Here is an 11,163-nt window from a genome sequence, read left to right as displayed (position 1 = left end):
TTGAGCCACGCGGGTTGACCGGCAGCTTGGGTGTTTTGCCCGACGGGCAACGCGATATCTTGTAGCCCGGATGAGCGCAGCGATATCCGGGATATCTCCGCGAGCGGCCCAGGGTGTCGCTTCGCTCACCCGGGCTACGCCTACGCGGCGCGCTCAGGCCTCGCGCAGTTCCGACGGCGTCGCGGCAAAGCGCTTGCGGAAGGCGCGGTTGAAATAGGACAGATCGGAGAAGCCCGACGAATGCGCGATGTCGCTGATCTTGCGGGTCCTGGCGCGAGGATCGCTGAGCAGCTTGCGCGCCTGCAGCAGGCGCTGCTCCAGAACGAATTCGGTGAAGGTCGTTCCGGCCTGCTCGAACAGGCGCTGTGCCTGGCGCGGGCTCAGGCCCGAGCGCGTGGCAATCTCGGACAGGCAGAGATCGTTGCGGCCAAGTGCAGCCATCACGTCGGCGCGCATGAGATCGAGACGGGCCGCCGCATGACCTCGCCCGCGCGCAAGACTTGCATGCTCGGCGTCAGTGCCGAGCAGGAGCCCGACGAGATCGACCATGTGCTGCGCGGTGAGGCGCTGGCCGACGGCGTCGAGATGCGGCGCGTGATGGGCCGCAAGGGAGTGGTAGCGGAAGATCGTCTCGGCGACCGCGCCGTCCGAGAGCACTTGCGACAGCTTGTCCTCGGCGCGTGGACTGATGTCGAGGAGTGCGCGGCGCGGCATGCGGATGGTGGTGAACCGATCTTCCTCGGTGTGGCCCACGGTGCCGGTGATGCCCATGTCGACGAGCACCATCTGCGCGGGCGCAAGCTCCACGGCATGGCCGTTCTGCCCAACGCGGACGAGACCCGCGTGTGCCGCGATCAGGACGAGATCGTCGCTGCCGTCGGCAAGGTGGCTCTGGGTGCGTGAATATTGCGCGGAGGCGCCTTCGGGAATGGCGAGTGCGATATTGTCGACCACGCTGACTTGGAGCCGGCAATCGATGCTGTCGCCCCGGCTCGGCCCGATATCCAGGCCGCAGGCCCCGAAAGTCCGCTCGCGCCAATGTTCGAAGGCCTGGCCGTGTGGCAGCCCCGCATATTGGTGAATGAAGATGCCCGACGTTTTCGCTGCATCCATCTGATTTCTCGCCCCTCTCCGGCGCCATGCTTGGGGGCGCCGACTGCAAATTCCGGGCATTTGACGCCACGAAACGGATGGAGGTTCAAATCGGGGGAGGATTCGGCGGGAATTGTCGGGATGCGACGGCGGGGCGGACCGTGGCGACAGAAACCGATCAGGCATTGCCACGACGATGTTGAAGCGTCCAATGCCCCCGGTGTCGTCCTGGACAAGCGAGCAGAGCGAGCGCCGATCCAGGACCCATTACCCCGGGATTGAGTGGTTGCTCACCCGTGTGGTCACGGCTCACTCTTGCAACAAGCTCTTGGGGTAATGGGTCCTGGCTTTCGCCAGGACGACAATAGAAACCTACTTCTTCGCGGGCGCCTGCGGCTGTGACGGCGGCACGGTCTCGATCAGCTTGCCGGAAAATATGGGCGCCGAGGTCGGCTGGCCGTTGGGCGAACCGCCCGCCTGCTCGACGGTGACCGCGTAGGTCGCGCTGTTGACGACGTCGGCATCGTACGAACCGAGCACCGGTCGTGCGGTGAAATCGCCGGCGCCGATCACGCCGAGCGAGCGCGGACGCGGCAGCTTGTCGGAGATCAGCCAGAGCTCGAAACTCTTGCCGGGCTCCGGTGTCGCGCCCACTTTGCGCACGGTGAAGTTCTTGGTCGCACCGTCGATGGTGAGGATGAAGGCAGGACCTCCGCCCTGGCCCTGCAACAGCGCGACATATTGCGACGACACCGGGAGCGGCGCCGGTGTCTTCACCTCGACCGTCTGGATGCGTGGCGCCGGTCGCAAGCCGCCCGGGAGCGCCTCGGGCTGGAAGATCTGAAGCGACAGCGTCACGAGCAGCGCGGCCGCGAGCGCACCGACGGCGGATGCGATGGTGCGCCAGCGCTTCACGCGCCCCTCGAGCCGGATCACGTTACTGTTGTCGGCAACCGGCGGCGGTGGCGTACGCGCGACCTCCGGGTCTGGCGCGTGGACCTGCGGCATGAAGATCGGCACGACATCGGGAAGCGCATCGGGCGCCGGTGGCGTCGTTTCGGGCTGCTCCGCTTCGGGAGGCTGCGGCGCCGGTTGCTGCATATTCTCCGACGGCACCGGCGGAGGCACGGTGTCGGGCGAGGAAAACTCCGGCACAGGTGGCGGCGCTGCGTCCGGCAGCGCTGGCGGATCCTGGGCAAAGCCCGTCCGCGCGAGCTCGGACCTGATGTTCTCCCACACGATCGGACGCGGCTCGATCGAGCCGACCATCTGGTTGAGGACGCCGAGCCGGAATGCCCACGCCTGCACGACATCGGCGAACGCCTTGTCCACCGCCATCATGGTCTCGACCTGCGCGCGCTCGCCGGCGTCGAGCGTGCCGAGCGCATATTCCGCGGCGAGCGCGATATGGTCCTCCGTATAGGCCATCACTTGCGATCCAGACTCGCCCTCACCGTCGAAGCCCTCATAGTCCGAGACATTCGCGAATATCCATCATGCTGCGCCGAAGCCACGTCTTCACCGTGTTGACGGGCGCCGCGAATTTCTCCGCCAATTGCTCGCGGCTCCAGCCGTTGTAATAGGCGAGAAGCACGAGCCTCTGACGGTCCGGCTCGAGCCGGCCGATACATTCCAGGAGCCGCCTCAATTCCTCGGTCATCTCGCGCCGCGCCAACGGATCGGGGCTATCGCTTGCGACTTCCATCGCCTGCGGCTCTTCCTCGATAGAGACTTCCGTCTTCTTGCGCACGACGTCGATGGCGCGGTTGCGCGCGATCGATGCCATCCATGTGATCGGCGACGCGAGAGCGGGATTGAACTGGCCGGCGCTGTTCCAGATCTTGACGTAGGTCTCCTGAATGACCTCCTCTGCGAGATCCTGTCGGCGCAAGATACGGAGCACGACGCCATAGAGTTTCGCGCGCGTGGCGACGTAGAGGCGCTCGAACGCGGCCTGATCGCCCTGCGCCACTGCCCCAATCAGCCCGACCAGCTCTGCTGGCGTCAGCATTCAGCCCCCCGATGCGCGGCCCGTCGCATTCCGCGCAGGTCCTGGCACTCCGCCACCATAGCGCGCGACAAAGCCGACCACCAAGGGGGCGCGGCGCCCCTCTGTGGACAGGACATGCGAAAACCCGGACCTTTGAGGTCCGGGTTCTGCAAATTCTCGCAGGTCTGGCGGCTAGCGCCTCAGGCGACGGCGCCCATGCGGGCACGCATCAGGCCGATGCTGTCGAGATCGGCCTGCTCGCGGGCGTTTTCCTCGGCGCGTTCGCGGGCCTGATCGCGCTCGTCGAGGAGCTCGACCTTCTTCAGCTCCTCGAAGGCTTCGGCCAGCGCAGTCTTGGCCTCGTCGAGCTGGCCCTTCAGCTCGTCGGCCGAGCGGGTCAGGTTCTCGCGACGCTGGATGGCAGCCTTGGCATAGGTCGGATAGGCGAAGTGCGAGGGATCGTTGATCCCGGCGCGCTCCTGCTCGGTCGAGATCTCGCGTTCAAGATCGGTCGACATCCGCTGGAAGTCGGCGATCATGGTCTCGATCTGGCTGACCCGGCGGCGCTTCTCGTCGACCTGAAATTTCTTCAGGCGGATGAGGGTATCACGTGACTTCATCGACTCGTACTCCCCAGAAGTCCCTTGGCTGCACGTGGGACAACACCGGTCTCCCACAGGCCCGACTGGGGCCAAGACCGGCTCTGCTACTCTGTGGGATGGGATGATGACCGGACAAAGTTAGCGTTCCGTTTCCAAATCACCGAGGATTTGCGCCAACTGGCGGTAGCCGTCCGCCAGCGATGCATTTTCGTCCTTGCGCTGGCGCAGGAAGGCCTCCAGCGGCTCGTGCAGGCGGATCGCCTCGTCGACCTCCGGGCTGGAGCCGGCGCGGTAGGCGCCCAGACGGATCAATTCCTCCATGTCGGCATAGGTCGCCATCACCGCCCGCGCCTTCTGGATGGTCGGCCAGAACTCCGGGTCGGCCGATTTCGGCATGGTGCGGGAGACGGATTTGAGGATGTTGATGGCGGGGTAGCGGCCGCGCTCGGCGATCGAGCGCTGCATCACGATGTGGCCGTCGAGGATGCCGCGGACGGCATCCGCAATCGGCTCGTTATGGTCGTCGCCATCGACCAGCACCGTGAAGATCGCGGTGATGGCGCCCTCGCCCAGGCCCGGACCGGCGCGCTCCAGAAGCTTCGGCAGTTCGGTGAACACGGTCGGCGTGTAGCCCTTGGCGGTCGGCGGCTCGCCCGCGGACAGGCCGATCTCGCGCTGGGCCATGGCAAAGCGCGTCACCGAATCCATCAGGCAAAGGACGTCCTGCTCCTCGTCGCGAAAATATTCGGCGATCGCGAGCGTCAGATACGCGGCCTGACGGCGCATCAGCGCCGGCTCGTCGGAGGTCGCGACCACGACGACGGAACGCGCCAGGCCTTCCTCGCCGAGGTCGTCCTGCAAGAATTCCTGGACCTCGCGGCCGCGTTCGCCGATCAGGCCGATGACGCTGACCGCGGCATCGACGTTGCGCGCGAGCATCGACAGCAGCACCGACTTGCCGACGCCGGAGCCTGCGAAGATGCCCATGCGCTGGCCGCGGCAGCAGGTCAGGAACGTGTTCATCGCGCGCACACCGAGATCGAGCGGCGCGCCGACGCGCTTGCGCGAGTGCGCCGGCGGCGGCGAATTGCGGTACGGCATCGGCGCCGGACCCTGAGGCAGCGGCCCCTTGCCGTCGATCGGCTCACCCAGCGCATTGACGACGCGGCCGAGCCAGGCCGCACAAGGCCGCACCTGATTTGCAGCATTGGCGATGACGGCCTTGCAGCCGCGCCGCACGCCGTCGAGGCCGGCGAACGGCATCACGACGGCATTGTTGCCGGAGAAGCCGATGACCTCGCAGGGGATGGAACGGTTGCCGCCGGTCTCGATCACGAGCCGCGCACCGACCGACATCGCATGGATCGGGCCGGCCACCTCGACCATCAAGCCGCGCACGCCGACCACACGGCCATAAATATTGATGCCGTCGATGTCGCCGATCTGTTCGGCAAGAGCCTTCACAAGAGGGCCTTCATGAGGTGATCGCCTTCATAATCCGGGGTTTCGTGGCGAGAACCTTAAGTTTCGCCATATTTCTGAACGGCGCTTAACTTCGTGTTTACCCGCATCGTTAATCATTGCGTCACTGTCTTTGTGACTGAGCGTGGCTCCCCTTCAGAAGAAGGCTGAGTCGCGGGAGTCGGTTAGGCCCGTCTCTTAAAGTGGAACTTGAACGCAACCGGATAACGAAAGCTGCTTCGCACACAAGACCTTAGGGCGATTCGACGAAAATTGCATCTACAGGGCTTGCGTTCCAGAATCAGAATTTGTTAACCATCTGTTGTCAGGATCCGAATCAGTTGTTCAAAGGCGTTTTGTTGTGTGCCGCGAATGCGGCCGACCTGACGCCCAGGAGCGGCGACTATGGGGAACTGGCATGCGCGTTTTGCTGATTGAAGATGACAGCGCCGTCGCGCAGTCGATCGAGCTGATGTTGAAGTCTGAGAGCTTCAACGTCTACACGACCGATTTGGGGGAAGAAGGCGTCGATCTCGGTAAATTATACGATTACGACATTATCCTTCTCGACCTCAACCTGCCCGACATGTCCGGCTACGACGTGCTCAAGCAGCTCCGGGTCTCCAAGATCAAGACACCAATTCTGATCCTCTCCGGCCTCGCCGGTATCGAGGACAAGGTCAAGGGTCTCGGCGTCGGCGCCGACGACTACATGACCAAGCCCTTCCACAAGGACGAGCTGGTTGCCCGCATCCACGCGATCGTGCGCCGCTCCAAGGGCCATGCCCAGTCGGTGATCCAGACCGGCGATCTCGTCGTCAACCTCGACACCAAGACGGTGGAAGTCGGCGGCCAGCGCGTGCATCTGACCGGCAAGGAATACCAGATGCTGGAGCTGCTCTCGCTCCGCAAGGGCACGACCCTCACCAAAGAAATGTTCCTCAACCACCTCTATGGCGGCATGGACGAGCCCGAGCTGAAGATCATCGACGTCTTCATCTGCAAGCTCCGCAAGAAGCTCGCGAATGCCTCCGAAGGCCGCAACTTCATCGAGACCGTGTGGGGCCGCGGCTACGTGCTGCGCGAGCCGCACGAGGTCGAAGAGCGCATTCCCGCCTGATCGGTTTACTGCGCAAGCCCCAGGGCTTGCTCCTCCCAGCCTGGACCCCGCCGCAAATGGCGGGGTTTTGTTTTTTGGGGGATGCGACCGGGGCCTTATCGTCCTTGCGCCATTGAACCGCTATCCTTCCCCCGCCGACGAATGGTCGCTGCACGATGGGGGAACGATGATCCTGCAATCACTCGCCGGCCTGCCCGCCTTCCTGGTCTATTTCTGCACCGGGCTCATCGCGATCGTGACGTACCTGTTCGTCTACACCCGCATCACGCCCTACAACGAATTCCAGCTGATCCGCGACAACGAGCCGGCCGCGGCGATCGCACTCGGCCTCAGCCTGCTGGGCTTCGTGGCGCCGCTGGTCAGCGCCATCGCGCATTCGGCCAATGTGCTGGATTGCCTGATCTGGGCGCTCGTCGCGCTGATCGTGCAGATCATCGTGCTCTTTCTGGTGAGGGTACCGGTGCCCAACCTGCCGGCGCGGATCGCGGCCGGCGAGCTTGCACCCGCGATCTGGCTCGGCCTGTCCTCGCTTGCCGCGGGGCTGCTCAACGCCGCCTGCATGATCTACTGACATGGCCGACAAGCCCTCCAAAAAGGAGTTCGGCAAGCGCCGGCCGGCGGCCGGGCCGCCTGCGCAGCAGCCGGTGAAGCGCTCCGGCCATGTCGCGCTGCTGGTGATGGGTACGATCACCGTCGGCACCACCGCCTACACGCTGATGCCGCGGCAGAATTGCGAGCCCTCTCCTGCCGGCACGGATCCAGCGGTGCAAGCGAGCACCTCGTGCCGCAGTTCCTCCAGCGGCGGCGGCAGCTCGCGCTGGTCGTCGCGATCGAGTTTCTTCAGCAGCGACTCCTCGAGCCATTCCTCGTCCGGAACGTCGTCCGATTCAGGCTCCGGCGGCGTGAGCCGCGGCGGCTTCGGCTCGTTTGGCCATGGCTTCTCCGGCGGCGGCTAACCCATGCGACGCATCGTCTGCCCCGAGCGCGACGACTGGCGGCAGACCGCCGAACAATGCGGCTTCGCCTTCCACACCATCGACGGTGAGCGCTATTGGAACGAGCGCGCCTACTACGCCTTCAGCCTCGACGAGATCGAGCGCGGCATCGAGACGCCGACCGGCGAGATCGACGCGATGTGCCTGGAGCTTGCCGGCCGCGTGATCGGCGACGAGCGCCATCTGCGGCGCTTGAAGATACCGGACGCGTTCTGGAGCTTGATCGCCGAGAGCTGGGCACGCGACGACCGCAGCCTCTATGGCCGGCTCGATCTGACATTCGACGGCAAGGGACCGGCAAAGCTGCTCGAATACAACGCGGATACGCCGACCTCGATTTTCGAAGCCGCGGTGTTTCAATGGACCTGGCTCGAACAGGCGATCGAACGGCGCATAATCCCGTCGCGGGCCGACCAGTTCAACTCCATCCACGAACGACTGATCGAAGCGTGGAAGCAGATTGCCGCTAGCCGCCATGTCCATCTCACCGGCACCACGGGCAATGAGGAGGACGCCGGCACGCTCGCTTATCTCGAAGACACTGCGCGCCAGGCGGGACTGACGACCACGCTACTCGATGTCGAGGCGATCGGCTGGCGCGATGATACTGGCGGCTTCGTCGATCTCGACGACCGCGACATCGCGCTCGCCTTCAAGCTCTATCCCTGGGAATGGATGTTCCAGGACGCCTTCGGCGCAAAGCTCAAGGACGCACAGACACGCTGGATCGAACCGCCGTGGAAGGCGGTGCTCTCCAACAAGGGCATCCTGCCGCTGCTATGGGAGATGTTTCCGAACCATCCCAATCTGCTGCCGGCGTTCTTCGAGGACGATCCGCGGGCAGCCGAGCTCGGCAGCTCCTATGTGCGCAAGCCGCTGCTGTCGCGCGAAGGCGCCAATGTCACGCTGGTGTCGGGCGGAATGCCGCTCGACGAGCAGGCAGGACCCTACGGCGCCGAAGGATTCGTGCGGCAGGCCCTCGCGCCCTTGCCGAACTTTTCCGACTTCTATCCGGTGGTGGGAAGCTGGCTGGTGGATCACGAACCCTGCGGCCTGTCGATCCGCGAGGACGAGAGCCCGATCACCGGCAACGGCTCGCGGTTTCTGCCGCATGCGATCTTGTGAGGTGCGATCGTCTTCCCTTCTTGTGGGAAAAGGGAAGAACGCATCTCACCGCGCCGCTGCCACCTTCAACGACGGCGGCATCAATCCGCCCATCGGGCGGCCGGAGCGCGTTGGGTTGAGCTGATAGAGACCACGACGTTCGGCGATCGGGCGGAACGCGTCGGTGATGCCGACGACGGATTCGGCGGCGCCGAGCAGCAGCGTACCGTCGGCTTCCAAAACCTTCGCCATGCGCTCGAAGATCACGGCCTTGGTGTCCTGGTCGAAATAGATCAGCACGTTGCGGCAGAAGATCACGTCGAACGTGCCGAGATGGGAGAAGTCCTGCAACAGATTGAGCTGGCGGAACTGCACCATCGCGCGGATGTCGGCATTGAGCTGCCAGACCTCGCCCGCTTGCGTGAAGTATTTCATCAGGTGCTGGATCGGCAGGCCGCGCTGCACCTCGAACTGGCTGTAGACGCCGGCCTTGGATTTCTCCAGCACCTCCTGCGACAGATCGGTAGCGACGATCTCGATGCGCCATCCGGCGAAGGCAGCGCCCATCTCCTTCACGCACATCGCGATCGAATAAGGCTCCTGTCCCGTCGACGACGCCGCCGACCAGATGCGCAGCGACTTGCGCGCCGCACGCGCCCGAAGCAGCCCCGGCAGAATCGTTTCGCGCAAATGATCGAACGGGATCTTGTCGCGGTAGAAGAAGGTCTCGTTGGTGGTCATTGCTTCGACCACGTCGCTTGCAAGCCGCCCGTCGCCGTTCCTGATCTTCAGCACGAGATCGGGAATCCCGGTAAGGCTCGCCTTGCGAGCCAGCGGCAGCAGCCGGCTCTCGACCAGATACTGCTTGTCCGGGGAGAGATCGAGGCCGGAGCGCTCCTTCAGGAATTTGCGCAGATAGTCGTAGTCGGCCGGCGTCACGTGCGGTCTCCCGCGAACAGGCGATTGACCCGGGCGCCGATCTGGTTGAGCGGCAGGATCGCCGCGCAAATGCCGGCATTGGCCGCTGCGCCCGGCATGCCCCAGACCACGCTGGAGGCTTCGTCCTGCGCGATCACGCTGCCGCCGGCGGCGACGATGTCCTTGCCGCCGCGCATGCCGTCCGAGCCCATGCCCGTCAGGATCACGGAGAGGATGGCGCCATGCCAGATGTCGATGGCGGAGGTGAACAGCGGATCGACCGCGGGCTTGCAGAAATTGACGGCGGGACCGTCGTCGAGCGCGATCGCCACGTCGGCGCCGCTGCGCACGACGCGCATGTGCTTGCCGCCCGGCGCAAGATAGATGCGGCCCGGCTTCACCGGCTCGCCATCGACGGCCTCGGCCGCCGGCTTGCGGCTCGTGCGTGCCAGATGCTCGGCGAGAATGGTGGTGAAGGTCGGCGGCATGTGCTGGGTGATCAGCACCGGGACGCGGTCGATCACGGCGCCAAGCTCGGCGACGAGCGCCATCAGCGCCTGAGGACCGCCGGTCGATGAGCCGATCAGCAGCACCTTCGGTGCCTGGGTCGAGAACGGACGCGTGGACAGCACCGAGGACGACGACGGCGCATGCACGGCCGGAGCCGGCGCGGCAGGCCGCGCGACAACCGGTCCACGTGCGGCCGGGGCCGGGCTCGCAGGCGCCAGCGGCGGGCTCGCAACCGCGGGCTTGCGGCGAAGCCGTGCGCCGAGGTGGCGGATTTTCTGGATCAGGTCGTGGTGGAAGATGTCCGCAGCCGACGCCTCGCGCGTCGATTCCGGCTTCGGAATGTAGTCGGCGGCGCCGAGCGACAGCGCCTTGAAGCTGATCTCCGCGTTACGGCGGGTCAGCGTCGAAGCCATGATGATGACGAGATCGCGCTTCTTCGCCAGGAGTTGCGGCAGCGCCGAGATGCCGTCGAGCTCGGGCATTTCGATATCGAGCACGGCAACGTCGGGGTTGATGCGTTCGATCTGGTTGACCGCCTCGAGCCCGGTGCGCAGCGAGGCCGCGACCTCCATGTCATGCTCGGCACCGACCCAGCGCGAGATCAGACCGCGAATGACGACGGAGTCGTCGACGATCATCACCCGCAACGGCCCGGCTTCCCGCGACGAGCCCGGGGTCGAATTACCTGCGAACGCAACACTCATTTACTCACCAACTCAGACTGAAACGGTCAGTTGAAAACAAACGCCGAAGGAGCCGTTCAGCCTCCGGGCGGTCGCTCAGATAAGGCCGACTTCCTGGAATTTCGCCGTCACGATGTCCTTGTCGAAGGGCTTCATGATGTACTCGTTGGCGCCGGCGTGCAGCGCGCGCGCGATATGCGCGACGTCGTTCTCGGTGGTGCAGAACACCACCTTGGGCTGGTCGCCGCCGGGCATGCGGCGGAGATGGCCGAGGAACTCGTAGCCGTCCATCACCGGCATGTTCCAGTCCAGCAGCACAGCGTCGGGCAGGCCGCGCTTGCAGGCCTCCAGCGCCTTCTCACCGTCCTCGGCTTCGAGGATCTGGAAGTCGAGGCCCTCCAGGATCCGGCGCGCAACCTTGCGGATGACGCTGGAATCATCAACGACGAGACAAGTTCGCATGTGAACCTCTGCTTCTCCCCGCTTTTGCGGGGACACTTCCAATTGCAGGTACGTCGGCGGATGTGCCGGCGTATCAGGCCGCCATCATCTCGGGCGCGAGCTCGAGGACGCGATCGACGTCGAGGACGACCATGAGCTGGCCGTCGAGGCGGTGGACACCGCCGGCGAGCTTGGCCATGCGGGGGTCGAGATTGACGGGGTTTTCTTCCATGCCGTCCTCGGCGAG

12 protein-coding genes and 1 pseudogene are annotated in these 11,163 nt (G+C 64.9%); 4 read left to right on the top strand and 9 right to left on the bottom strand.

Annotated elements, in window-relative coordinates; all coding sequences use genetic code 11:
- Nucleotides 1–153: 153 nt before the first annotated feature.
- From AC0L3K_RS39550 to fliI, 5 genes are all read right to left on the bottom strand, one after another.
- Nucleotides 154–1,113: a helix-turn-helix transcriptional regulator gene (locus AC0L3K_RS39550; RefSeq protein WP_007600550.1), complete on the bottom strand. Its 960-nt coding sequence runs from the start codon at nucleotides 1,111–1,113 to the stop codon at nucleotides 154–156.
- Nucleotides 1,114–1,464: 351 nt separating this feature from the next.
- Nucleotides 1,465–2,520, bottom strand: a complete 1,056-nt coding sequence (locus AC0L3K_RS39545; protein ID WP_219685355.1) for an anti-sigma factor — start codon at nucleotides 2,518–2,520, stop codon at nucleotides 1,465–1,467.
- 37 nt (nucleotides 2,521–2,557) lie between these two features.
- Nucleotides 2,558–3,103, bottom strand: a complete 546-nt coding sequence (locus AC0L3K_RS39540) for a sigma-70 family RNA polymerase sigma factor (RefSeq protein WP_007600547.1) — start codon at nucleotides 3,101–3,103, stop codon at nucleotides 2,558–2,560.
- Nucleotides 3,104–3,282: 179 nt separating this feature from the next.
- Complete coding sequence (fliJ, locus tag AC0L3K_RS39535; RefSeq protein WP_473368094.1) at nucleotides 3,283–3,702, bottom strand: flagellar export protein FliJ; 420 nt, start codon at nucleotides 3,700–3,702, stop codon at nucleotides 3,283–3,285.
- Between the two features lie 120 nt (nucleotides 3,703–3,822).
- On the bottom strand, nucleotides 3,823–5,148 hold the full coding sequence (gene fliI / locus AC0L3K_RS39530) for a flagellar protein export ATPase FliI (RefSeq protein ID WP_007600545.1): 1,326 nt from the start codon (nucleotides 5,146–5,148) through the stop codon (nucleotides 3,823–3,825).
- Between the two features lie 415 nt (nucleotides 5,149–5,563).
- Here fliI and ctrA point away from each other — a divergent pair, with 415 nt between their 5' ends.
- From ctrA to AC0L3K_RS39510, 4 genes are all read left to right on the top strand, one after another.
- Complete coding sequence (gene ctrA, locus AC0L3K_RS39525; RefSeq protein ID WP_007600544.1) at nucleotides 5,564–6,265, top strand: response regulator transcription factor CtrA; 702 nt, start codon at nucleotides 5,564–5,566, stop codon at nucleotides 6,263–6,265.
- A gap of 166 nt (nucleotides 6,266–6,431) precedes the next feature.
- Nucleotides 6,432–6,836, top strand: a complete 405-nt coding sequence (locus tag AC0L3K_RS39520) for a DUF350 domain-containing protein (RefSeq protein ID WP_219685357.1) — start codon at nucleotides 6,432–6,434, stop codon at nucleotides 6,834–6,836.
- Nucleotide 6,837: 1 nt separating this feature from the next.
- The gene (locus AC0L3K_RS39515) at nucleotides 6,838–7,221 is read left to right on the top strand and encodes a hypothetical protein (RefSeq protein WP_473368093.1); all 384 of its coding nucleotides are present in this window, start codon (nucleotides 6,838–6,840) and stop codon (nucleotides 7,219–7,221) included.
- Between the two features lie 3 nt (nucleotides 7,222–7,224).
- A complete protein-coding gene (locus AC0L3K_RS39510; protein WP_473368092.1) occupies nucleotides 7,225–8,385 on the top strand; it encodes a glutathionylspermidine synthase family protein in 1,161 nt (386 codons plus the stop codon).
- A 45-nt stretch (nucleotides 8,386–8,430) separates the two neighbouring features.
- Here the strand turns inward: AC0L3K_RS39510 and AC0L3K_RS39505 are convergent, their stop codons facing one another.
- The 4 genes and pseudogenes from AC0L3K_RS39505 to AC0L3K_RS39490 form a co-directional block, all read right to left on the bottom strand.
- Entirely contained in the window at nucleotides 8,431–9,303 is an 873-nt protein-coding gene (locus tag AC0L3K_RS39505; protein WP_473368091.1) for a CheR family methyltransferase, read from the bottom strand.
- Nucleotides 9,300–10,496, bottom strand: a complete 1,197-nt coding sequence (locus AC0L3K_RS39500; protein WP_473368090.1) for a protein-glutamate methylesterase/protein-glutamine glutaminase — start codon at nucleotides 10,494–10,496, stop codon at nucleotides 9,300–9,302. The genes AC0L3K_RS39505 and AC0L3K_RS39500 overlap by 4 nt, the downstream gene beginning before the upstream one ends.
- A 75-nt stretch (nucleotides 10,497–10,571) precedes the next feature.
- Nucleotides 10,572–10,937, bottom strand: a complete 366-nt coding sequence (locus tag AC0L3K_RS39495; protein WP_007600538.1) for a response regulator — start codon at nucleotides 10,935–10,937, stop codon at nucleotides 10,572–10,574.
- A 73-nt stretch (nucleotides 10,938–11,010) separates the two neighbouring features.
- Nucleotides 11,011–11,163: pseudogene (locus tag AC0L3K_RS39490) on the bottom strand (chemotaxis protein CheW); the annotation flags it as partial.

Source organism: Bradyrhizobium sp. MI1.10 (assembly GCF_055811035.1).
Note: the sequence above shows the minus strand (reverse complement) of the source record. Positions and strands in the feature narration are given on the sequence as shown.